The sequence below is a fragment of the Pseudomonas sp. FEN genome (assembly GCF_904067045.1).
GTDB lineage: Bacteria > Pseudomonadota > Gammaproteobacteria > Pseudomonadales > Pseudomonadaceae > Aquipseudomonas.
Map to the genome: position 1 here is coordinate 196869 of NZ_CAJFDC010000016.1, position 23932 is coordinate 220800.

Consider the following 23932-nt stretch of genomic DNA (forward strand, 5'->3'; position numbering starts at 1 on the left):
TGAAGTGCTCAATCCACAATGAATAACTTCGCGCCACTCGTAGTGGACGATCGATGCCCCTCGTTATTGTTGCCCACCTGATAGCTCATCCCCGCGGACAGGGTAAACCGGCGGCCATCCTCCAGTTCTGTGTCCAGCACCCCCTCCAGACACAACAGAATATGCCCCCTCCAGCACCAATGATCGGCCAGGTATCCTGGACTGTACTCGACCATCCGCACACGGGTACTGCCAAACTGACAGGTCCGCCAATAGGCGGTCCCCGTCTGGCCTGGATGGGCAACGGGCTCGATAGTCGACCAATCAGTCGTACCAAAGGGGATAGCAGTAAGATCCATGGCGCGGTTCCTTGCCGAAAAGAGCTGCAGACCGTACCAAGCCGCCAGGCGGCTGGATAGATACAGATGAGCAGGATCGGCGGCATACGCTTGGCTTCCAGGCTGCCCCTTATACCGTCAAAAACAACGCCGAAGTCCAGCCCCTCGACTGATCCCGCTGCCGGGCACAGATGAACAACGGATGTTCGCGCCCCGCCTCCAACTGCAACGCCACCAGCTCGATCTGCCCATGCACCTCACGGGGCAGCGGTGCATCAGTGGTCCGTTCCAGAGACACCTTCAACTCCGCCCCCGGCAGTTCCTCGATCACCTGCCCTTGCGCCAGCAGTTGCTCACCGGACAACTCCATCAGCACCTTCGGCGCATGCACATAAGGCTGCGGTTCGGATGGATCGCCAACCTTGACGTAGTTGTCGATACGGCTGTGAATCCGCAAGGTCGCGCCCGCCAGTTGCGACAGGTCGATTTCGATACTGTCGGTATCGCCATTGGTATCGGTACGAAACGCCAGTGTCGTCGCGTCCTTGCGCCATACGGTCTGCTCGGGATGATCGAGCCCCAAGGCGCGGAAGCCCTTGATCACAGCGCCAGTAACCTGAATCTCGCCAGTCCAGTAGGCACCACGATAACGGTCCTTGATCCGTGCGCCACCCAACCGCAGGCGAATGCCGTGACCAGAAAACCCCAACTCCTCATGCAGATTGCGCGACCAGACCCGTTGCTCGCCGTCGAACAGATCCACCTGCTCCCAACCCGCCTCCCCCAGCAAGCGATAATCCAGGGTCGCATCCGCCCGAGCGGTAAAGACCTCGCCCATGAAATGCGTCCCCTGGCGCAGGCTGGCGAACGAGCGCTCGCCGGTGGTGGCAAAGGTGCGGCGGGCACGCAGCGCCTTGCCGACACTGGCGCGGTCGAAACCGTCGGCGACCACCCCGGTCAGCCCGCCCCGTGAACCGAACACCGCCGTGGCCGGCACACCACCGCCACAACGGCCCTGGTGTTCATCGCTGTTGGCGGCCGCCCCCACCCGATAGCCACGTTGCAGGGCCTCGGCGTAGACCCAATGGAACTGCCCCCAGGCCGACCCTACTTCAATCAGGCGCTCCAGTTCCGGATGGTGCCAATCGAGGTTGCAGCGGCGCCCACCCACGTGCGGCATCATCAGATGGCCCTCGGGGTCCTTGGCATAGGCGGCATACAGCTCGTCCACCGGCCAGGCGCCGGGCTTGATGGTCCCGGCGGTAAACTCGTTCCATTCGAACGAGCGCACCAGCCGCCCTTGATTGTCGAACGGAAACTCTGGCTTTCTGTCATGCAGGAACACCACGTTACGGTCACCACCGGCGCAGGAGTTGCCGCACCATTCGGTGCCGGGATAACAGACGAATCGACCCGGCTCGTTGAGCTCGTGAATCAACCTGACCGCCTGATCCCAGCGTTGCTCGGTGATGTTGAAGTCGTTGGCGGTATAGCCGAGTACATCGAGCCCGGCGACATCACGCCCGTAGCTGAGGTTGTACAAGGTGTCGTTGGTGCCCACGGTGTCGTCGGAGTGCACATGCAGGTCGGCGTAGAGCGGACGCAATGCGCTACCGGCCGGATCGACCGTGACAAAGGCCTGGGCTCCGCGCACAAACACCCCCTGCACCTCCGCCGACAGGCGCCACTCACCCACCGCGCCGAACACCAAGCCCTCAAGGCGCGCAATCGCCCAACCTTCGGCCGCCAGGCGGAACGGCTGTTGCCGCTGCTCGCCTTCGGGACCGGTGAAGGTCAGCAAGCCATCGAGCGGTAACTGCCGGCAGGTATTGCCCCAGGCATCATCGACCCGCAGCAACACGTCGAAGGCCTCGCCGGCACTGACCAGCCGCGGCACGATCAGTTGAACGCTTTGCGCCGGTCCCGGGACGATGTCCAACAGCGGATCCCCGGGTACCTCGGCAAACTTCGAGCTGCCCAGCGGGTCGATGAACAGGCGGAAGCGGAAATCTTTTTCGACGAAGCTTTGCACCCGCGTACCCGCCCCGCCCTGGCGCCGGTCACCGAGGCGGATGACGATGCGGTCGCCGGGATTGAGGTAGCCATCGACAATATCGATGATCACGGCTTTCTGGAATGGCCGCTCATGGCCCTTCTGGTCAAAGCGCACTTTCAGGTGCTGCACCGTGGCCTGGCTCTGGCCGGGCACCAACTCTGCGGCCTGATACTCGGCACTGACGTAATTGGGACCCGACGGATTCGAGGTCTGGAACAACGCCCAATCGGAGTAGAACTTGAACGCCAGCTTCAGCCAGGCTCCATCCGCCAGCCCGCTGCCGCCGACTTCGTAAACCAGGGTGATCTCGTCCCATTGACCGGCCAGCAGGGTCTGGCGATCGCAGCTGATCGTACCCAGGAACGGGCGTTGCTTGTTGCGCTCATACAGGCCCAGCGGGGCGATGTAATGCCCGGCTTCGCGGGGATCGAATGTCTGACTCACATGACACCTCATACAGGTTCATTGAAGGTTTGAAGGCAGCATCGGCTACTTATTGCTCGCGCCATTGCTGGTAGTGACGCTCGATACGCCGGAACACGAAACTCTCCATCAACCAGGCGATCAGCCCGATCAGGACGATACCCAACAGCACCTGACTGCTGTTGCCGATCTGGCCTCCGGTGGAGACCATCCAGCCGATGCCCTGGGAGGCACCGATCATTTCCGCCGCCACCAACGCCCGCCAGCCCTGGCTGAAACCGATGCGCAGCGCCGCCGTGACGAACGGCAGCGACGCTGGCAGGTAGACATGGGCCAGCAATTGCCAGGGATTGGCTCCCAAGGTCCGGGCGGCACGCACTTCTCCACCGCGAATACCCTGCACGCCCTCCTGGATGGTCACCGCCATGGGAAACACCGCGGCAATGAAGATCACCAGCACGATGGAGATATAGCCCAGGCCGAAGATGATCATGATCAGCGGCGCCCAGGCGATCGGTGGAATGGCCATGAACAGGCTGTTGAGCGGAGCTATGAAGTCGCGAAAACGCGCCGACAATCCACCCGCCGCCCCCAGCAGCACGGCGACGATGACCGCCGCGCAGAACCCGCCGAGTTCCTCCAGGACGCTGGCTTGCAGGTGCTGCCAGAGCGAGCCGTCGCCGAGCCAGCGCAGGGTCTCGCGGGCGACGTCCCAGGGTTGCGGCAGGATGTAGGTTGGAAAACGGCTGGCCAGGGCCACCCAGATCAACAACAGGAACGGCAGCGAGGCCCATCCCCAATTCGGTTTTGGCAAGGACATGGGCAGACTCAACGCGAAGCTTTTTCCAGGTAGGAGGTGTCGACGATCTGCTCGGTCTTGAGCGTGGTGTCGATGAAGCCCAGGTCACGCGAGTAGTTCATCAGGCGCTGGATAAACTGGATGTCCGCGGCCTCCAGGTCCGCCGACCAGCCCAGTCGGGTGCGGGCCTGGGCGACGATGGTTTCCGGGGCGATGCGCTTGCCGTCGGCCCCTTGCAGCGCTTCGAGCTTGAACGCCTCGGCGATGATCCGGTTCGACTCCTCGGGATGCTCGTTGAGAAAGGCGATGGCCTTGCGATGGGCGCGCAGCAGTTTCACCACGTCGTCCGGCCGCTCCTGCAGCGTTTTCGGCAAGGCAATCACCACGTACCAGGGGTATTGCGGCAAAGCCTGGTTCACATCGAACAGGACCCGGCTCGAGCCGCGCAGCAGCGACTGGCTGACAAAGGGCTCCCAGGAGAACGCCGCATCGACGATGCCGCGTTCCAGGGCCGCGTTCATATTGCCCGGAGGCATGTCGATAATGTCGAGGTCGTGGTCGGGGTTGAGCCCGGCCTGTTCCTTGAGCACATAGCCGCGTAGCAGCACGTCCATGCCACTCCCCTTCTTCACCCCGGCGAGTTTCTTGCCCTTGAGGTCGGCCAATGCGTTGATCGGGCTTTTGCTGTTGACAATCACCGCCGCCTGGCCGTAATTGACCTTGGCCAGGATCCGGCTCTGCAAGCCACGGGAAAACCACTGGTACACCGGCGGCGTACCGACATAGGCCACGTCCAGCTCGCCGGCGGCCAACGCCTGCTGGATCACCGGACCATCGCCCAACGCCTTGAGATCCACCGCCAAACCTTCCTCACGGTAATAGCCTTGCTTGTCCGCGATCAGCGCCGGGGCATTGGCCATGGCAAAGACATAACCCACCCGCAACGGTCGGGTTTCGTTGGCAACGGCCAATGAACTACCGAGCACGGCGGCAACAGACAATGAAAGAACCAGCAGTGTACGTAGAATCATTGGATTGACTCGGTTTCAAGGGCGAGAGAGGGAGAAATGCCGGCTTCGGACAGCGCCATGACCTGAGAAATGCGTTCCATCAGCTCATTGCGGTAATCGAGGAAAGCCGGCAAGCGGCGGGTTTTCAGATTGGAGCGCGGGCGTGGCAACTGGATCTTCAGTTCACTGTGAATACCGCCCGGAGCGATATTGAGGACAATGACCCGATCCGCCAGGAACACCGCCTCATCGATATCGTGGGTAATGAACAACACGGTCTGGCCGAGCTCGGCCCAGATGCGCAGGGTTTCTTCATTCATGTGGTTGCGGCTGATGGCGTCCAGCGCCGCGAACGGTTCGTCCATCAGCAACACCTCGGGCTCCAGTGCCAGGGTGCGAGCCAGCGAGACACGCTGCTGCATCCCGCCGGAAAGCTGATGAGGCAAGCGCTGCGCCGCCTGCTCCAGCCCGACCAGGCGCAGGTACTGCATGGCCTGTTCGCGCTGCTGCGACTCGCTGGCATCAGCGGCCATGCGCAAACCGAAACGCACGTTTTCCAGGGCCGTCAGCCAGGGAAACAACTGCGGTGCCTGAAATACATAACCCAACTCCGAACGCTCCGGACTCACCACGCTCTGGTTCAGGCGAATCTGCCCTGCCTGTGGCTGGACGAAGCCCGAGAGCAAGTTCAACAAGGTGGTCTTGCCGCAACCGGAAGGTCCGAGGATCGCGACGAACTCACCGGGAGCGGCGCTCAGGCTGAACGAGGAAAATACCCGGTGCCCATTGGGGTAGCTGAAGCTGATGCGCTCGACACTCAGCGCATCGGTCGGCGGCAGCGCACGAAGGAAGGTTTTTGGCATGGCAAGTGTCATCAGGTCGTCTAGAATGGGGATACTCGACATAATACGTATTAATACAAGTCGTCCCAATAACCGATTTTTATAACCTTAGAAGTGATGGCCTCCCATGAGCGCCACGCTTCTTCGGTCACGGAACCGCTCAGTGTCCACGCCCATTCTTCGCGACAGCAGCACCTCGCTCTACGAACAGATCGCCCAGCAGTTGCTGGAAGAGATTCAGCGCGGTGCCTACGACCCCAGCGGCAAGCTGCCCTCCGAGGCCGAGTTGGGCCAGCGTTTTGCGGTCAGCCGCGTGACCATCCGCCTGGCCGTGGGCAAGCTCTGCGATGACGGGGTGGTGGAACGCAAGCAAGGCAAGGGCACCTTCGTCGCGACCAAGCAGGTTCGTCATGGCCTCGACGCCCTGCGCAGCTTTCATGAAGCGCTGCTGTTGCAAGGTCTCAAGCCGAGCATGCGCGTCCTCGACCATCAGTTGCAGTCGGTTCCCGAGGCGTTATGCGGTTTGTTTGCGGGGGCCGAGCAGTGCCTGCGGCTGGAGCGCCTGCACCTTGTCGATGACGAACCCATCGCCCTGGGCCGCAGCTACCTGCCGGCCGGACTGGCGGATGTGGTCTGGAGCGAGGCTGAGAATCGACCTATCTATTCGATCCTGGAGTCGGTCACCGGCTCCGCAGTGACCCGCGCCGATATGGCGATTCGTGCCCAGGACGCCGACAAGCACCTGGCCAGAACGCTGAACGTCAAACGTGGCGCGGCGCTGCTGGTGATGGAGCGCACCTCGTATTTTGCCGATGGCCGCTGCTGTGACCGGACGACGTTCCTTATCCGCCCGGAGCGCTACGCGTTTGTCCTCAGCGGTGTGTTCAAGTCCGGTTCGCCGCGTGACAGATAAGCGTCTCCGGCCACCACAGCGAAATACACAGCCCGCGCTGCGCCACCTCATCGGAATATCCCAGGAAAATGCGTGCTCCAGTACGCTCGACAATGGCCTTGACGATGGACAGCCCCAACCCGGATCCGACTTCCTGGCTGCCCAGGCTGCGATAGAACGGATCGAACACCCGTTCGCGCTCCGCGACGGCGATACCCGGGCCGCTGTCGCTGACCCGCAACAGCACTCCGCCCTGCTCCAGGCCCACCGACAGGTCGACCCGTCCACCCGCGGGCGTGTAGCGAATAGCGTTGTCCACCAGGTTCTTGACCACCGCCAGCAGGTCGATCTCGTTGAGCGCCAAACGCACGTCCTCTTCCTCCTCGACGCCGATGTCGATCTGCTTGAGTTCGGCCAACGGCAGCAAATCCTCCAGCACCCGGCGGTAGACCGCGTGCACCGACAGCGGCGCGCTGGGCGGCAGCGCGCTCACCTGTGCGGTGGCCAGCGCCAATAGTTGCTCAATCAGGCTCTTGCCGCGTTCGATCCCCCGGCGCAAGGCAAACAGACGCTCGCGGGCCAGGTTCGACATATCGGCGGCGGCCAGCCGCTCGGCCTGCAGGGACAAGGCCGTCAGCGGCGAACGCAACTCGTGGGCGGCGTCGGCGACGAAGCGCCGCTGGGTTTCCATCGACTGGGCAACACGACCGAGCAGGCGATTGATCGCCAACACGAAGGGCCGGACTTCGGCAGGCAGGTGGTTTTCATCGATGGGGTGCAGCTCCTGCTCGCCGCGTCGGTCAATCTCCGCCGCCAGCACCGCGATAGGTTGGAACAACTTGCGCAGCAGGTCAGCCACCACCAGCAGCAGTACGGGTAACAGAATGAGAAACGGCAACAGGCCGCGCCAGGCGCTCTCCCGGGCATCCCTGTCACGGGCACCGGTTTCCTGGGCCACGGCGATGCGCTCGCCGCTGCCCAGGGTCCTGACCAACACCCGGAACGCTTCGCCACCAACAGTCAGCGTCGACAAGCCATCGGCCAGCGTCGCCGGTAACGGTAGCGGGCCACCGGTTTCGACATTGGTCGGGGCTCGGTTACCGTCACCCAGATACTGCACGACCACCCGCGACTCTTCATCGTCGCCGGCGATCCCGCCCTCTGACCGCGGATAGACCAGCGTCATCTGCTGGCGCTCGAACAGCACACCCACCTGATACAAGGTGTTGTCCTGCATTTCCAGAGCCTCGTCGAAGGCCGAGACAAAAGCAAAAATACCGGCCAGCACCGCAACGATCAGGATCGCCAGCGACAGGGAAACCGATAGCCTGAGCCGCACCGACTCACTCAGGCGTTTTTTGAAACCATCCATCCCATACCCCTGACGTTCTTGATCACTTGACTGCCCAGCTTGCGCCGCAAGCCATGGATCAGAAATTCCACCGCGTTGCTTTCCACTTCGTTGCCCCAGCCATAGATACGGTCTTCGAGATCGCCACGCGAGAGAATCGCCCCCGGACGGATCAGCAACGCCTGCAACAACGCGAACTCACGACTGGAGAGCTGGACCTCAGGCTGTTGCGCGGTGCCGGCCTGTTTCGAGATCAGGTCGAGCGAGACCACGCCGTTGCTCAGCAGCGGTAGCGCACTGCCGCCCTTGCGCCGTAGCACGGCACGCATCCGCGCGAGCAACTCGGCCATATCGAAGGGCTTGAGCAGATAATCGTCGGCACCACCATCCAGGCCACGCAGGCGATCGTCGAGGCTGTCACGAGCGGTGATGATCAGCAGCGGCACGCCGTTGTCGCGGGCGCGAATACACCCCAGGATTTCCAGCCCGTCCTTGCCGGGCAAGCCGAGGTCGAGCAGCACCAGGTCGTAATGTTGGGTGTCCAACGCAGTGAGAGCAGTCGCCCCGTTATTGACCCAGTCGGCGGCGTAACTGGCATCATTGAGCGCCCCCTGGATCGCCTCGCCGATCATGGGATCGTCTTCGACCAGTAATATCCGCATGTCCCTCTCCGCTGAAAAAAACAGGCCCGACACTCATACCAGGCGCCGCCTGCGTGATGATTGCCGAGCCGGCATTGAAGCACCAGTTCCCGTGCGCGCGAAGCGATTTATCTGCCTAGCGGAACAAGCACGCGTGGTTTGAAGTCATTGCTTGCCTTGCAGGGCATTGAAGGTTTTCAGCAACTCATCCAGGGTCGACTTGCACTCGGTCTGCTTCGGGCTGCCGGCGCGCAGGGCATCCAGCGCGTTGTCGATGGCCTTGTCAAGCACGTGCCAGTCGCTGGCGGCACGCGGTTTGAGACCGGCTTCGGCGGAGTCCCAGGCCAGTTCCAGGTCCTTGATCCGTGTCTTGGCGCCCGCCAGGTCGCTCTTGTCGACCAGCCTGGCGACATCGACTGCAACTCCCTGGAACGCCGACAGGTCACCCAGTTTCGAGGCCGAAGCCTGGCTTGCAGGCGCCGCCGCGTTGGCCGTGCCTGCTGTCGCGCCGGCCTTGGCGGCGGCGTCGGGTTTCGAGCAGCCGGCAGCCAGGCCGAGCACGGCAATAGCACAGAGGACAGCGGCTTGGCGCATAACAGTTTGAACGTTGAGCATAATGACTCCTTGGATATGTTTGAACGGATTACTGGGTGGCGAGCTTGCGATTGCTGGCGCCGAACTGCGCGACGAGCACCAGGATCAGGATGACGCTGAGGAAGATGGCGCTGGTCCAGGCAGCGCCCATCCCCAGGCCGCCGTAGGTCTTGGCCTGAGTCAGCAGATCACCCAGGGAAGCACCGAGCGGACGGCTCAGGATGTAGGCGATCCAGAAGGTCAGGACGGCGTTGCCGCCCAGGCGCCAGGCAACCAGGGTCAAGGCAATCAGCCCGGAAAAAATCAGCGAGCCGAGAGTGAAGCCCAGGCCCAGCGCCTCGGTGGCCAGGTCGCCCGCGGCCGTGCCCAGGGCGAAGGTGCAGAGCACTGTCGTCCAATAGAACAACTCCCGGCGCGGCGTGACGATTTCATGGATGGACAGGCTGCGTTCGCGGGCATACCAGATGCCGAAATTGATCGCCAGCAACACTGAAAATATCACCGTGCTGATGTACAGGCTGATACCCAGCTTGTCGGTGAGCAAATCGGTGATCTGGGTCCCGACCACGCTGACCAGCACCACGCTGAGCCAGTAGATCCAGGGACTGTAGGCACGAGTGCGCAGTTGGCCGAACAAGGCGATGGCCAGCAATACGGCCATGCCGATGCTGGTCAGGCCCTGCCCCAGGCCGGCGTCGACGGCGAGGAAGTCGGCAGCGGTTTCGCCCACGGTGGTGGACATGATCTTGATGATCCAGAAGGACAGTGTTACTTCCGGGACCTTGTTGAGCCAGTCGGCCGTGGTCAGCGCTTTCATGTGGGGACGTCTCCTTAACGGCGCCACAAGCGGCGCAAGGAGGAGACTACGCAGGGAAACTTAGCGGAGACTGAGGGGCGACGGATTTCCCTCTTAATACCCCCTTAATAATCGAAGAAGAATTGACCATCCGATCGCCCCGGCGAAACGCCAAAGCGTCAAAAATAAGTGATTCAATCACCACTGCATTATTTTATGTTTTCTATTTGACACATATTGAAATGGATTTCTGGCGATGCTATAAGTCAGACACACCCCATTTGGATCCATATAACAGAGCACATCCAGCCAATCGGAGCCCGCTTGTCATGCCTAAACTCCGCACAATCAAACATACGTTTGACTTGGTTAGAGAAGTTGAAAACAACATTCCTGGGGCGACTGCAAAAACCTATGTAGATGTCTTGACCTGGGTATTTTACAAACTGGAGATAACGCGATTTGCCTATGTCTACGCCGATTCTCATTTAATTGATAATGGCGATATCTCCATCCATAGCAGCTACCCCGACGAGTGGGTCGACACCTACCGTAGGCAGGCCCTCTACAAGTCCGACCCGGTCATGGCCAATGCTGCCGTCACGTCGTGGCCATTTTTCTGGAGCGCTGTAAACGACCGCACTCATGCGCCCAACAAAGTCTTCGAACAATCCGCTCGCTATGGCATTGAGCATGGCTTCAGTATTCCCATTCATGAGCCCGGTAGCGCCTTTGGCTCCCTGCATTTGCCGTGCGTTGAGGGTGACCTTGATTTTGACCGTATCGTCCAGTCGAACATGTTCCTGATCAAAGCCATCGGCACCATTGCCCATCAATACCGCCCTGTTGAGGCCAGCCAGGAAGAACTTCTCTCACTGAGTCCCAGGGAAATCGAATTCCTTCACTGGCTGGCCCTCGGCAAGAACTACCAGGAAATCGGCCTGATTATGAATATCACTGAAAGGACGGTGAAATTCTACGCCAAGAAAATCACTGAAAAAATGGGCTGTACCAACATCAAGCAAGCCATGGTCAAGGCCATTCGGCACAATATTTTCTAACTTATCCCGTTCGAGCCAGCTCTATTCCGCGCCTCACAGATTGATCACTTGTGAGGTTGGCTCGCAAGCCCTGCTCAAGCCAATATCACGTTTGAGGCCAGGTTATACAACGCCATACTGGCAAACAGCCCAATGACCAATGAAACAAATCTATTGACTCGATTACCCGATATTATCGATGGAAGGTTACGTCCAAAAACGGCCCCCAGTCCCACCCAGACAATACCCACGGGAAGAATAACCAGGGAAAAGACCGCCATGAATGAAAGATAACTGTCCAGCTGCATGAAGGTTCCAGCGGGGGCCACGAACGAGGCAAAAAATAGCCCCTTCGGATTGGTCAGTGTCGCCAGGAACAGCGCCGGTACCGAGATGGCAGAAGGCTTTCCAGACGTATCCAGCCGCACCGAAAACCACAGCTTCAGCGAAATGTAGAACAGGAAGATTACCGCCAGGATCTTCGTTACCAGCACCACCCAGCCGTAATTCTCCGTCAGTGCATCAATGGATAGACCCCAGGCGCTGATCTGGATCAGATAGGCCGCCCATTCGGCCAGGATCAACTTCAACGAATAGCCCCCCAGGCCGCGGCTGACCCCTGATTGCAGCAGCAGCGAATTGGTCGGCCCCGGTACCAACAATACCGTGAGCATTGCAATTGCAATATAATACATGGTCGCTCCTCCGTGCATTCCAAAATAGATTTATTTTCCAATCAACTTATTTTCCAGACTGGAAATTTGCGTTTCCTTACCGCACTCTTAAAAGCGAAACACCCTTGCTTTTATTTCAACTTGATGAAACAACAGCAGCCTATTCAAACTGAGGACCAACTCGCGAGTGATATCATCGCTTTTGGCAGGCCAGCCTTTGAATTCGTCCATACCCCCACAGTTATCGTACAACTGTCATGGCCCTGATAAATATACGCATCCGCAAAAGTCTCACAGCGACTATTAAACAGCACTTTGGCCCTGCCAGCCACCTGCACTTAAGTACAGTTGCCGCACGTATACAGGCCCCCTATAAATACCTCCCCCTTTCCGCTATTTGCGATGTACTTATGATTGGCTATTTCCCTCACTCGTACACCTTCTCCGACCACTCGCACAGCTCCTCCCACGTGCATATCGCTATCGCCAGCTACTCCGAACTCCCCTCACGCGCATTAGAGCAAATACTCAGCATCCGCAAAGCTGCCTTTATTGACCGCAGAAAATGGGATATTGAAAGCTACTCCGGCAGCGACTATGAATTCGATGAGTATGACAATGATGACGCGATCTATATCTACAGCCACAAAGGCTCGCAGGTGACCGGCTGTGTCAGACTTCGCCCTTCCTATAAGCCCACCCTGATTTGTGGTGCCTTGAGCTTCATGCTCAGCGATGGCCAGTCCAGACCCAATCCGATGGACTGCTGGGAAGCCACCCGATTTGCGCTGCTGAGTACCCAAACCTCGAGCAGCGATTTTACCAAGACCAAAGTTGACTTTCGCACCGCCGCACTTTTCCTGGCAATGTTACAATTTGCCAGCACTCAAGAGGTCGATACTTATGAAGTTATTGTCGACTCCATGATGGAAAAAGTTCTAAGGCGCTCCGGCTGGGTCCTCCATCGACGAAATGTTGCGCAAGGCAGCAAAGGCGAAAAAGTCATCTATGGCACGCTGGAATGCACGTCAAGAATCTACGACAACATGCTCAAGATAAATCAGATGCAACCTCTGAATGACGACCTGCCGAGCATGGTCGCATTGCCGACTATCGACTATGGTGTCACCCACTCAATCACCTCGACTCACGCGGCGACCTGAATCAACCGATACGTACCAAGAAAATCTCATGGAACCGTGGGCAGCGCCAGCCGTTGCGCACAGAATAAAATGGAGAGCGGATGAACTTACAAAGACTTTTCCCATCTATCGGCAAAGTGATTGCCAATACCGGTAACCGCAATTTCCCGCGCGCGCTGCATGAGCTGATCGTTGCGCAACTACCTGTCGATGCCACGCACATCACCGAGTTACAGCTCGATGCAACGAATGCGACACAGTCGATCACTTCGAGTATCGGCGGCGTGGGTATCAGTCCGATCTGCATCGACACCCTAAGGAATGCTTCGTCACTCAAACATCCGCTTCTGCCGGGCGACGAAGGCAGTTGCCCGCAGCCACAGACAGAGCTGGCTTGCTGCCAGCGCGCGTCCACATCGCACAGCTCCCCGAACCATCTGCACCTGATCTGTCGAACGAAAAGTCGCTGCTATGCACTGTCGGTCTATCGGTCCAATCCGTCCCAGGGTTTTTCTACCCAGGAATGCGCGTTCCTCCAGGAGTTTTCCTGTCTGTTGTTACCCATGATCGGCGAGCATATCGAGGCCATGCTACCGATTCCGGTCCACCAGGAAGCCTATTCGATAACCCAGGAACTGGAAAACGGTGGCATGGATGCGTTGCGTCAACGTTTCGTCGAACGCCTGGAGATGTCCGGGCTGAATCTGTCCTCCCGGGAAACCGAAGTCTGCGTCGGCCTGCTCGCCGGGCGCACGGCTCCGGAACTGGCCGAGCAGTTGGCGCTACGGGTCAATACCGTGGAAAGCTATCTCAAGCGTGCTTCGATCAAGATGGGGATCGGCGGCCGACGCTCGTTGATCCGCTGGATGCATTCAGCGGAGTCCAAGGCCGGCCTGGAGACCTCCACCCCTCTGCAAAACGCCCTCTGACATCTCGATCTCATTCGTGAAAACACCTCGATAGCGGCCCGTATCGACTATCGAGGTGTGCGGAAAAACCGCTTGACCCCTTCAAGCCCATCATCGATATAAGTAAAGATCACTGGCACCACCAACAGGCTCAGCACCGTCGAAGCGAGCAGGCCCCCGATCACCACCACCGCCATCGGCTGGCGAAAACTCGATTCCCCACCCCATCCGAGAGCCGTCGGCAACATGCCCGCGCCCATGGCGATAGTGGTCATCAGAATCGGCTGGGCGCGCTTGTGGCAAGCATCCATCAAGGCGTCATAGCGGCTCAGGCCCTGGTCCCGACGAGCCATGATCGCGTACTCCACCAACAGGATCGAATTCTTGGTCACGATCCCCATCAACATCAGCAAGCCGATGACCGAGGCCAGGGAAAAGCTCATCCCGCCGATCAACAATGCCAACAAAGCGCCGCCCAGCGACAGCGGCAAGGCCGAGAGGATGGTCAGCGGTTGCATGAAATCGTGAAACAGCAGTACCAGCACCGAGTAAATGCAGAACACGCCGACGGCCATGGCCAGGCTGAAATTGCCGAACAGTTCGCTCATCAACTGCAGCTCGCCCTGCTCCACCCATTTTATTTGTGCCGGCAGGTGTTGCATCACCGGCAACTGCCTGACCTGCTCCATCACCTCACCCAGATTGCGACCATTGAGTTCGATGGACAGGCTGACATTGCGCAGGCGGTCCAGCCGATCGATCTGCGCCGGCCCGCTGCCCATGCTGATTTCGCCCAAGGACGCGAGCGCGACCTGACCGTCACGGCCCTTGACCCGCAGTTGGGCGATATTGTCCAGGTCGCTGCGTACTTGCGGTTGCATGCGCACCCGTACATCCACTTGCCGCTGGGACAGATTGATCTTGCCCAGGGATGATGAATATTCGCCGTAGGTAGCCATGCGCAAGGTGTCGGCGATATCCTGGCTGCTGATACCTTGCTCGGCCGCCCGGGCAAAATCCGGGCGCATCTGGATTTCCGGGCGCTGCGTCGCCGTGCTCGACGTCACGTTGCCGATCCCCTTGAGCTGGCGCAGCTGGGGCTCAAGGGCGGCGGCGGTACGCTCGAGCAAATCACCATCGTCGCTGGCCAGGACAATGTCCAGGCGTTCACCGCTGCGGTCCCCCCCGACATTGACCCGCACCCCAGGCAAGCCACGCAGTGCGTCGCGCATCTTCGCCTCGACCACGGACTGTTTCAGCGCACGCTCACCGCGCGGCAGCAGGTCGACGGTCAGGACCGCCTTGCGATTACCACCGCCGGCGACATCGCCACTGCCCACCGCGGCGAAAACATGGGCCACTTCGGCAATGGCGCGCAAGCGTGCGTCGGCCCGCAAGGTCATCGCGCCGGTCTGCGCCAGGCTGCTGCCCGGCGTCAGTTCCAGGCTGACGGTACTGCGCGCATTGTCCTGGGCCGGCAGAAAGCTGGTGGGCAGCAGTGGGATCAGGGCCAGGGAGCCGAGGAACAGCACGCCGACCAGGGCCAGGGTGGTCCTTCGCCGATTCAGGCTCGCCCGGATCCAGCCCAGATAGCGGGTCATCAAGACACTGTCGGGCTCGACATGAGGCCTGGCCTTGAGCACATACGCGGCCATCATTGGTGTCAGCAAGCGGGCCACCAGCAGAGAAAACAACAGCGCCGCGCTGGCGGTCACGCCGAACTGTCGGAACAGCTTGCCGGAAACCCCACCCATGAAAGCGGTGGGCAGGAACACCGCCACCAGGGTCACGGTGGTAGCCAGCACCGCCAGGCCGATTTCGGCGGAAGCCTCGATGGCCGCCTGACGCGGGCTTTTACCTTGGCGCAGGTGCCGCGCGATATTCTCGACTTCGACAATGGCATCATCCACCAGGACGCCGATCACCAGGGCCAGGGCCAGCAGGGAAATGGCGTTGAGGCTGAACCCGGCGAAATACATCACGCCGAAAGTCGGGATGATCGACAGCGGCAGTGCCGTGGCCACGACCAGGGTCGCCCGCCAGTCACGCAGGAACCACCAGACCACCAATACCGCCAGCAACATCCCTTCGTACAGCAGCGCCATGGAACCGCGATAGTTTTCCAGCACCGGCTCGACGGTATTGCTCGCCTCCTCGAATCGGACATCGGTGTGTTGCCGGGAAAAGCGGCTGATCGCCTGGCGCACATCCGCCGTCACCCCGACATCGGAAAAGCCCAGGGAACGGATCACCTGGAAGCCGATGACCGGCTGGCCATCACGGTAAGCCCGAGTGCTGCGCTCGGCATGGGTGTCACGCACCGTGGCCAGCTGCTGCAAGGCCAGCATGCGCCCCTCGCCGATGGGTATGCGGATGTCGCCGAGAGCCGCCGGATCGTCAATGGCGCCGAGGATGCGTACCGCCTGCTGGCCACTGCCCAGGTCGCCCTGGCCACCGGAGTTGTCTTTCTGCATCGCCCGCAAGCGACTGGCCACGTCCGTCACGCTCAGGCCCAGGCCGGCCATCATCGCCGGATCGAGATCGACCTGGACTTCGCGGTCCACGCCACCGACCCGGACGATCTTCGCCACCCCGCGCACCGCCAGGAGTTGTTTGCTCAGTTCATTGTCGACAAACCATGACAAGGCCTCTTCGTCCAACCGCGGGGCCGCCACAACATAGGTCAGCAAGGCCGAGGTATTGCTGGTCAAGCGTGATACCGATGGTGTATTGAGGTTCGCCGGCAACTCCGGCATGGCGCTGTCCACCGCATTGCGCACTTCATTGAGGGCCTCGTTGCCATCCTTGTCGATGGCAAAGTTCACGCTGATGCTCACGCTGCCGTCGGCAATCAACGTGGTGACATGCCGCAACAAGCGCAGCGACGTCAGTTTGTCCTCGATCTTGCGTGCCACCTCGGTTTCCAACTGCTCGGGTGCCGCCCCCTCCAGGGCGGCACTGATGACCACGGTGGGCAGGTCGGTATCCGGAAAGTCCTGGATGCCGAGTCGATCCAGGCCGAACACACCGAACACTGTCAGCAGCACGAACAGCATGACCGCCGGGACCGGATAGCGAATCGACAGCGCCGAGATATTCATCGAGCCTGTGCCTCGGCCCGGACCAGGGTCACACTGGCGCCGTCACTGAGAAAGGCCGCGCCGCTACGGACGATCTGCTCCTGTTCCGCCAGGCCCGCGACGATCTCCACCGCCCGCCCGCGGCGGCGCCCGACCTCGACACCCTGCTGGCTGACGTGCAGGTCCGGGCCGAGCACGAACACGTAGGAGCGACCATCGCGCAACACCACCGCGGTGTCCGGAACACTCAGCGCCATGCTGGGCGCCAGTTCGATGCGCCCACTGGCGTACATGCCGGCCCGCGCCATCGATCCCACGGGCAAGGATACATAGACCAGCGCCCGACTGGTCTTGCTGTCGAGCATCGGCGAAACCAGCCGCACCCGACCTTCGACCGCTATTCCACCCGGCAGCTGCAGGCGCGCGGTCTGGCCGACTCGCACCCGTGACAGCTGCCGCGCGTCCAGTTCGGCCTGCCATTCGATACGGCCATCGCGGATCATCCGGAACAGTTCGGCACCGGCCGCCACCACATCCCCGAGCAAGGCCTTGCGGCCGGAGATGACCCCATCGTCCACCGCTACGATGCGGGTCTGCGCCAGTTTGATGCGGGTGCTGCGCAGGTCGGCGTTCGCCGAGGCCAGGTTGGCTTCGGCGGTCTGCACCTTGACCCGATACTCTTCCAGTTGCTGCTCCGACAAAGCCCCGCTCTGCCCGACCAACGCCGCCCGCCGTGCGTTGGAGCGAGCCTCCTGCAATTGTGCGCGGGCCTGGGCGACCGCGGCCTGCTGCTTGTTTTCCTCGGCCAGCACACTGTCAGCGGCCAGGGTCGCCAGGACCTGGCCCTTCTTCACTCGGTCGCCGATATCGGCGTTCAGGCTGGCGATACGCAGGCTGCCGGTTTCGGCACTGATCACCGCTTCCTGCCAGGGCGCCAGTGCTCCGCTGGCCACCAACTCCTGCGGCCAGTCTTCAGGGTGTGGCTGCACCGCCTCGACGCTCAGGCTGGTGGCCGGCGCGGGTAGCGCCGCTGGCGCCAGCCCGGCGCGGCCAAAGATCAGCCACCCCGACACTATCAGCGCGGCTGCCGCCAGCACTCCATAACCCAAAGTCGCCTTCATGCCCCGCCTCGTGCCGGCGCACCGCTGGCCAACCTGTCAGGAGTGTCCCGCCAGCCACCGCCCAGGGCCTTGTACAGTGCAATCCAGTAACGCACCTGATTCTGCTGCAGGGTGATCAACTCGATCTGCGCCGACAGCGCCGAGCGCCGGGCCAGTTCGCGATCCAGCAAGCTGGCATTGCCGGCGTGCCAGTTGCGATCGATAGCCTGGAAATATTCCTGGTAACCATCGGTGGCGCGCTGCGCATCGGTTTCCGAACGCCGTGCGGCATCCAGGCGTACCAGCGATTGCTCGACTTCCATCACCGCCTTGCGCAGGGTCTGCCGATAGGTCGCCAGGGCCGTGTCATAGCCGGCCCGGGCCGTGTCCACCGCGGCACGCCGCTTGCCGCCATCGAATAGCGGGACGCTGAGTTGCGGACCGAGGCTCCAGGTCCGGCTGTAGGCACCGGTGGTGTTGCCCACGACAAAGGAGCCGACCAGGCCCAGGCTGGGCAGGCGGTCGGCCTGGGCCGCGCCGATCCGTGCATTCGCCGCGGCCAGCTCGCGTTCGCTGGAGGCCAGGTCCGGGCGCTGGCGCAGCAGGTTGGCGGGTATTTCCCGCACGTCCAACAGTGCCGGTTCCGGCAAACGCCCTGGCGTCTGGCCAAGCACTTCACGCAGTTGCTCCTCACGGCTGCCGGTCAGGGCCACCAGGCTCTTGAGCAGCACATCACATTCGCTTTGCTGATTGTTCAGAGTCGCGTTACTGGCGGCGGCACTGGCATCGGTCAGCGCGGCATCGGCGGCGGCGGTGAAACCGGCCTGGAACGACAAGCGCGTCAGGCGCGCGGTCTGGTCCTGGGATTGCGCCTGGTCGCGATAGGCGTTCACCAGCATCTGGCAGCCACGGTACTGCACGAAGTCATCACCGACCTCGGCGGCCAGGGACACCCGCGCCTCATGCCAGTCATCGACCCGCGCCTGCAGCAAACTGCGCGAGGCTTCGTCGTTGCGCCGCAACTTGCCGAACAGATCCAGTTCCCAGGTCGCGTCAAGCGTGGCACCGGAGGTGCTACCGCGCTGATTCTGCCCGCTCTGGCGCAGGCCCGCGCGGGCCTTGCTCAAGCCGCCATTGAGTTGTGGTTGGCCAGCGGCGACGCTGCCATCCAGGGTCGCCCGGGCCTCGGCAATACGCGCCAGCGCCTGGTCCAGGGAGGGGCTGTCCGCCTCGGCCAGGCGCAACAGGGTCGCCAGCGCCGGGTCATTGAACTGTTGCCACCAATCGTTCAACCCAACCACCGAGGCGCCATGGGGCAACGGCGCATACCACTGGCGGGCCACTGGCACCGCCGGCAGGCGGTAATCCGGCCCCAGCGTGCAGCCGCCCAGCAGCGTCGCGAACAACATCGACAGCAGGTGGCGGGCAGTAGGTTTGGCGATAGGCATAACGCTCTCGGAGACACCTGAGTGCAGGTACCCTGGGAAATAGGAAAACAGATGGCGGCGCAGACGGCTACGAAGGCAGACCCGGGGTTTTCTTCCCCACGCCATAAAGTCCTTTCGTGGCACGCATTTAATCCCAGGGCCGGCGACCTGTCTGACATGGAAAACGGGGACATCCCGGGCGCGATAAAGTGGCGATCAGCGATGGGCTCCATACAGAATCGGGCTCAGCTCGAAATGAGCCGCCAATGAATTCGCACCTGGGCCAATGAGTGATCGACTATGGATGAGTTAAGTAATCTCAAGAAATTGGAGTCGAACGCGCGCACCTACGCGGCGACGTTCCAACGTCTGTTTGTCAGCGGCAAGGGCATGCGGGTCAAGGATGCCAACGGTCAGGAGTACCTCGATTGCCTGTCGAATGCCGGCACCCTGGCGTTGGGTCACAATCCACCCGTGGTACGTGACGCGGTGATCGAGTTCCTCAACAGCGATCATCTGCAACAGGCGCTGGACCTGGCCACGCCGGCCAAGCACGCGTTCGTGCAGGAACTGTTCGCGACGCTACCGGCCGGTCTGCGGGATAACAGCAAAATACTGTTCTGCGGCCCCAGCGGTTCGGACGCGGTCGAAGCAGCGATCAAACTGGCCCGCCATTACACCCGACGCTCGACGCTGATGGCCTTCCACGGCGGCTACCACGGCATGACCGCCGGGGCGTTATCGGCCATGGGCAACCTCAATCCCAAGGTCGGCCTGGTGCCCCAGGGCACCCACTTCCTGCCCTTCCCCTACCGCTTCCGCTGCCCGTTCGGCACCGACGGCGAGCACACCGACCGGCTTTCCATCGACTACATCCGCACCGTGCTCCGCGACCCGGAAAGCGGTGTACCGAAACCGGCGGCGGTGGTGGTCGAGGTGATCCAGGGTGAAGGCGGTTGCATACCGGCCTCGGCCGAGTGGCTCAGGGCCCTGCGCGAGATCACCCGGGAACAGGACATCCTGTTGATCGTCGACGAAGTGCAAACCGGGCTGGGACGCACCGGCAGCCTGTTCGCCATCGAACACGCGGGCATCACCCCCGATATTCTAGTGTTGTCCAAGGCCATCGGCGGTGGCTACCCGATGTCGGTGATCGTCTATGCCGAGCACCTGGACACCTGGGGCCCGGGCATGCATGCCGGGACCTTTCGCGGCAACCAGGTGGCCATGGTCGCCGGCACCGCCACCCTGCGCTATATCAAGCAGCATGACCTGGCGGCCCAGGCCGCGCGCCGTGGCGAGCAGTTGCAAAGCGGGTTGGAAGACATCGCCCGGCACTTCCCGTTTATTGGCGATGTGCGTGGACGCGGGTTGATGCTCGGGGTGGAAATCGTCAAGCCGGGCAGCGCCGCGCGGCCGGGACTGGGCGATGGTGCGCGGGCGCGGGCGATCAAGCTCGAGTGCTTCGACAACGGCATGATGATCGAGACCGGCGGACGCCACAGCGCGGTCCTGCGCTTCCTGCCGCCGCTGACCATTACCGAAACGGAAGTCGGCATGGTCCTCGATCGCTTCGAACAGGCCCTCAAGCGCAGCAGCGCGGCCCGGGTCTCCAACATCGGCGCGCTGGGCCAAGACCTGTAGGAGCCCCCCCTCAATCCCGCGCCAGCGCCTCGATCGGATCCAGTCGGGCGGCGTTGCGCGCCGGGACGAAGCCGAACACGATACCAATCAACGTCGAACAGATGAACGCGGTGACAATCGAGCTGACCGAGAACACCATCTGCCACTCCTTGACCAGCAGGGAAAACACATAGCCGATACCGAACGACAGGGTAATACCGATCACCCCACCGATCAGGCAGACCATCACCGCCTCCACCAGGAACTGCTGGCGAATATCCGACTGACGTGCCCCCACGGCCATGCGAATGCCGATCTCACGGGTCCGCTCGGTCACCGACACCAGCATGATATTCATCACCCCGATGCCCCCCACCGCCAGCGAGATCACCGCGATCAACGACAACAGCAAGGCCAGCGACTGGCTGGTCTTCTGCACCGTCTGCATCACGCTGTCGAGGTTGTAGGTGAAGAAATCCTTGGTCCCGTGGCGCTTCTCCATCAGCTTGTTGACGTTGTCCTCGACCACCTTGCTCGGCTGCCCATCCTTGATCCGCACCGTGATGCTGTCCAGGTAGCGCTGGCCCAGCACCCGGCCCGCCGCGGTCTCGTAAGGCATCCAGATATTCAGGTTCTTGCTGGTGTTGAAGATGCTCTTCTTGTCCTCGGTCACGCCGATCACCGTGCACGGCAGGTTATCCACCAGGATCACCTGGCCCAGCGGATCAACCGTCGGGCCGAACAGGCGGGTCCGGGTGTTGTGGTCGATCACCACCATCTGCGCCTGGCGCCGGGCATCGTCCTTGTTGAACGCCACCCCCGAGCCCATCTTGATCCCGCGGACCTGGAAGTAACTCGGGCTGACCCCACTGACCGTCGCCGTCACGTCGATGTTGCGGTAGCGCACCAACAGGTTGCGGCCGATGTTCGGCGAGGCACTGTCGATGTAGTACTGGCTGCTCAAGGCCGCCACATCGGACAGCGCCAGGGTCTCGATGCCCCCCGATTTGCTGTCGCCCCAGTCGTTGCCGGGAAAAATCTCGATGGTGTTGCTGCCGATGGCCTCGATGTCCTTGAGCACATAACGCTTGGCCCCTTCGCCAATGGCCACGATCGACACCACCGAGGTGATGCCGATGATGATCCCGAGCATGGTCAACAAAGTACGCATGCGGTGCGAAATCAGCGCCACCCAGGCCATCGCGAAGGCTTCCTGGAACAGCGCGAAACGGGCCATCAGCCGGTTGCCCTGCTTGGGCTTGGCCGGCAGGCGCTGGGTGGTTTTTTCATTGCCCAGCGGGCGATTCGGGTTGACCCGGTCGCTGACGATCTCACCGTCACGCATCTCGATGATGCGCTCGGCATGGGCCGCCACCTTGTCATCATGGGTCACCAGGATCACCGTGTGCCCGGCGCTGTTGAGCTCCAGCAGGATCTTCATCACCTCCTTGCCGCTGACGCTGTCCAGGGCCCCGGTGGGTTCGTCGGCAAGGATGATCTCGCCGCCATTCATCAGCGCCCGGGCGATACTGACCCGCTGTTGCTGGCCACCCGACAACTGGCTTGGCCGATGGCCCAGATGTCCCGCCAGGCCCAGGCGCTCCAGCAACTCCTGGGCGCGACCGTAGCGCTTGCTCTCGCCGGTACCGGCATACACCGCCGGCATCTCGACGTTGTGGGTCGCCCCCAGATGCGGCAACAGGTGATAGCGCTGGAAAATGAAACCGAAATGATCGCGGCGCAACTCCGCCAGTTCATCATCGCTCAAAGTACTGGTTTCACGGCCATCGACCTGGTAGCTGCCGCTGTTGGCGTGGTCCAGGCAACCGAGCACGTTCATCAAGGTCGACTTGCCCGAGCCCGAGGCGCCGGTAATGGCCACCAGCTCGCCGGCATTGATCGTCAGGTTGATGTCCTTGAGGGCGATAAAGTCCTTCTCGCCGGCGACGAACCGGCGGGTAATGCCCTTGAGTTCCAGCAGAGGTCGGCTCATGGTCAGGCTCCCGCTACCGCTGGCGTTGCCGACGGCTCGCCGATGACCACCTTGTCACCTTCGGCCAGGCCGCTCTTGATTTCGACCCGGACGTTGTTGTTGATACCGGTCTGCACGTTGCGGATCTGCGCCTGCCCCTGGTCGTCCACCACCCGCACCGGGAAGCTGCCGTCCTGGTTCTTGTCGCCCAGCGCCGCGACCGGCACTGTCAGCACGGCCTTGCCCTGGTCACGGACGATATGCACCTGGGCGGTCATGGAGATGCGCAGGCGGTGATCCGGGTTTGGCACATCGAACAGGGCGTTGTAGAACACCGCGGTGTTCTGCTTGCTGGCGCTGGTGGCCTGGGCATCGAGGAAATTCTGCGGCGCGGGCTCGGTGCCCCTCAACTTGGCGTAATAACGTTTGTCGGCGTCACCGAGGATGGTGAAATACACTTCCTGGCCCGGGACGATATGAATCACGTCGGCTTCGGAGACCTGGGCCTTGACAGTCATGGTGTCCAGGTCAGCGAGTTTGAGGATGACCGGGGTCAGTTGGCTGGCGATCACGGTCTGGCCTTCCTGGGTCACGATACCCACCACATCACCGCTGATAGGCGCGGCGATACGGGTGTAGCCCAGATTGACCCGGGCGGTCTCGACCTGGATCCGCGCATCCCTGACCTGAGCTTCCAGCGACAGCAGGTTGGCCCCCTTGACCTCGAAGTTCGATTGCGCGGTCTCGAAGTCCTGCTTGGAAATCGCATCATCCAGGCGCAGCAGCTTGTAGCGCTCGTAGGTGGCCTTGGCATCCTTGAGTTGTGAAGCGGCGGCCTGCTTCTGTGCGATCAGGTTCTCTTCATTGACCTGGGCCTGACGCAGGGAATTCTGCAGCACCACCGGATCGATTTCCGCCAGCCACTGGCCCTGGGTAACCTTGTCACCGAGCTTGACCTTCAGCGACTTGAGCTGACCCGAAACCTGCGCACCGACATCGACCTGCTTGATGCCTTGCAGCACCCCGCTGGCGAGGACGGCGTTCTCGATATCCGCGCGCTCGACCTTGGCGGTCAAGTACTCCGGCGGTTTGGCCGGGGCTTGTACGCTGTAGAGAACAATTGCCGCCAGGACCAGCAGCACCACCACTATTACCACTTTGCGAAACTTCAACTTTTTCATAGAAAGCCACGAATGTGTTGAGGGTTGACCCGGCGCAGCCGCCGCCGGGCTTGAAGAGCGTGAG

The 23932-nt window shown here is 61.5% G+C and carries 20 protein-coding genes; 5 read left to right on the forward strand and 15 right to left on the reverse strand.

What is annotated here, in order from left to right:
* Positions 1 to 8: 8 nt before the first annotated feature.
* The 5 genes from PFEN_RS19780 to PFEN_RS19800 form a co-directional block, all read right to left on the reverse strand.
* Entirely contained in the window at positions 9 to 338 is a 330-nt protein-coding gene (locus tag PFEN_RS19780) for a DHCW motif cupin fold protein (RefSeq protein ID WP_191488493.1), read from the reverse strand.
* Between the two features lie 109 nt (positions 339 to 447).
* Positions 448 to 2817 carry a hypothetical protein gene (locus tag PFEN_RS19785; RefSeq protein WP_191488494.1) on the reverse strand — a complete coding sequence of 790 codons (2370 nt, stop codon included), beginning with the start codon at positions 2815 to 2817 and terminating at the stop codon, positions 448 to 450.
* Positions 2818 to 2866: 49 nt separating this feature from the next.
* The gene (locus PFEN_RS19790) at positions 2867 to 3616 is read right to left on the reverse strand and encodes an ABC transporter permease (RefSeq protein WP_191488495.1); all 750 of its coding nucleotides are present in this window, start codon (positions 3614 to 3616) and stop codon (positions 2867 to 2869) included.
* 8 nt (positions 3617 to 3624) lie between these two features.
* Complete coding sequence (locus tag PFEN_RS19795) at positions 3625 to 4626, reverse strand: ABC transporter substrate-binding protein (protein WP_191488496.1); 1002 nt, start codon at positions 4624 to 4626, stop codon at positions 3625 to 3627.
* Positions 4623 to 5468, reverse strand: a complete 846-nt coding sequence (locus tag PFEN_RS19800) for an ABC transporter ATP-binding protein (RefSeq protein WP_191488497.1) — start codon at positions 5466 to 5468, stop codon at positions 4623 to 4625. Before PFEN_RS19800 ends, PFEN_RS19795 begins: the two co-directional genes overlap by 4 nt.
* Positions 5469 to 5610: 142 nt before the next feature.
* Between PFEN_RS19800 and PFEN_RS19805 the strand changes: the two genes are divergently transcribed.
* The gene (locus tag PFEN_RS19805; protein ID WP_191488498.1) at positions 5611 to 6360 is read left to right on the forward strand and encodes a GntR family transcriptional regulator; all 750 of its coding nucleotides are present in this window, start codon (positions 5611 to 5613) and stop codon (positions 6358 to 6360) included.
* Here PFEN_RS19805 and PFEN_RS19810 read toward each other — a convergent pair.
* From PFEN_RS19810 to PFEN_RS19825, 4 genes are all read right to left on the reverse strand, one after another.
* The gene (locus tag PFEN_RS19810; protein ID WP_191488499.1) at positions 6332 to 7711 is read right to left on the reverse strand and encodes a sensor histidine kinase; all 1380 of its coding nucleotides are present in this window, start codon (positions 7709 to 7711) and stop codon (positions 6332 to 6334) included. The two genes, PFEN_RS19805 and PFEN_RS19810, sit on opposite strands and share 29 nt — an antisense overlap.
* Positions 7687 to 8352 (reverse strand): response regulator, encoded by a 666-nt coding sequence (locus PFEN_RS19815; RefSeq protein ID WP_191488500.1) that lies wholly within the window; start codon positions 8350 to 8352, stop codon positions 7687 to 7689. The genes PFEN_RS19810 and PFEN_RS19815 overlap by 25 nt, the downstream gene beginning before the upstream one ends.
* 144 nt (positions 8353 to 8496) lie before the next feature.
* A complete protein-coding gene (locus PFEN_RS19820) occupies positions 8497 to 8946 on the reverse strand; it encodes a hypothetical protein (protein WP_191488501.1) in 450 nt (149 codons plus the stop codon).
* A 28-nt stretch (positions 8947 to 8974) separates the two neighbouring features.
* The gene (locus PFEN_RS19825; RefSeq protein ID WP_191488502.1) at positions 8975 to 9742 is read right to left on the reverse strand and encodes a hypothetical protein; all 768 of its coding nucleotides are present in this window, start codon (positions 9740 to 9742) and stop codon (positions 8975 to 8977) included.
* Between the two features lie 308 nt (positions 9743 to 10050).
* Between PFEN_RS19825 and PFEN_RS19830 the strand changes: the two genes are divergently transcribed.
* Positions 10051 to 10782 carry a helix-turn-helix transcriptional regulator gene (locus PFEN_RS19830; protein ID WP_191488503.1) on the forward strand — a complete coding sequence of 244 codons (732 nt, stop codon included), beginning with the start codon at positions 10051 to 10053 and terminating at the stop codon, positions 10780 to 10782.
* 74 nt (positions 10783 to 10856) lie between these two features.
* Here PFEN_RS19830 and PFEN_RS19835 read toward each other — a convergent pair whose 3' ends face one another.
* Positions 10857 to 11456 (reverse strand): LysE family translocator, encoded by a 600-nt coding sequence (locus tag PFEN_RS19835; RefSeq protein ID WP_191488504.1) that lies wholly within the window; start codon positions 11454 to 11456, stop codon positions 10857 to 10859.
* A 236-nt stretch (positions 11457 to 11692) separates the two neighbouring features.
* Here PFEN_RS19835 and PFEN_RS19840 point away from each other — a divergent pair, with 236 nt between their 5' ends.
* The gene (locus PFEN_RS19840) at positions 11693 to 12598 is read left to right on the forward strand and encodes an acyl-homoserine-lactone synthase (RefSeq protein ID WP_191488505.1); all 906 of its coding nucleotides are present in this window, start codon (positions 11693 to 11695) and stop codon (positions 12596 to 12598) included.
* Positions 12599 to 12678: 80 nt separating this feature from the next.
* Positions 12679 to 13506 carry a helix-turn-helix transcriptional regulator gene (locus PFEN_RS19845; RefSeq protein WP_191488506.1) on the forward strand — a complete coding sequence of 276 codons (828 nt, stop codon included), beginning with the start codon at positions 12679 to 12681 and terminating at the stop codon, positions 13504 to 13506.
* A 47-nt stretch (positions 13507 to 13553) separates the two neighbouring features.
* On the opposite strand, the gene PFEN_RS19850 is transcribed toward PFEN_RS19845, so the two are convergent.
* The 3 genes from PFEN_RS19850 to PFEN_RS19860 are packed head-to-tail and all read right to left on the reverse strand — an operon-like array spanning position 13554 to position 19113.
* Entirely contained in the window at positions 13554 to 16586 is a 3033-nt protein-coding gene (locus PFEN_RS19850) for an efflux RND transporter permease subunit (protein ID WP_191488507.1), read from the reverse strand.
* Positions 16583 to 17686: an efflux RND transporter periplasmic adaptor subunit gene (locus tag PFEN_RS19855; protein WP_191488508.1), complete on the reverse strand. Its 1104-nt coding sequence runs from the start codon at positions 17684 to 17686 to the stop codon at positions 16583 to 16585. Before PFEN_RS19855 ends, PFEN_RS19850 begins: the two co-directional genes overlap by 4 nt.
* The gene (locus PFEN_RS19860; RefSeq protein WP_191488509.1) at positions 17683 to 19113 is read right to left on the reverse strand and encodes an efflux transporter outer membrane subunit; all 1431 of its coding nucleotides are present in this window, start codon (positions 19111 to 19113) and stop codon (positions 17683 to 17685) included. The genes PFEN_RS19855 and PFEN_RS19860 overlap by 4 nt, the downstream gene beginning before the upstream one ends.
* A gap of 279 nt (positions 19114 to 19392) precedes the next feature.
* Between PFEN_RS19860 and PFEN_RS19865 the strand changes: the two genes are divergently transcribed.
* Positions 19393 to 20736 (forward strand): diaminobutyrate--2-oxoglutarate transaminase family protein, encoded by a 1344-nt coding sequence (locus PFEN_RS19865; protein WP_191488510.1) that lies wholly within the window; start codon positions 19393 to 19395, stop codon positions 20734 to 20736.
* Between the two features lie 10 nt (positions 20737 to 20746).
* Here PFEN_RS19865 and PFEN_RS19870 read toward each other — a convergent pair whose 3' ends face one another.
* Positions 20747 to 22708 carry a MacB family efflux pump subunit gene (locus PFEN_RS19870; protein ID WP_191488511.1) on the reverse strand — a complete coding sequence of 654 codons (1962 nt, stop codon included), beginning with the start codon at positions 22706 to 22708 and terminating at the stop codon, positions 20747 to 20749.
* A gap of 2 nt (positions 22709 to 22710) precedes the next feature.
* Positions 22711 to 23868, reverse strand: coding sequence for a macrolide transporter subunit MacA (macA, locus tag PFEN_RS19875; protein ID WP_191488512.1), 1158 nt, complete (start codon positions 23866 to 23868; stop codon positions 22711 to 22713).
* Positions 23869 to 23932 lie beyond the last annotated feature (64 nt).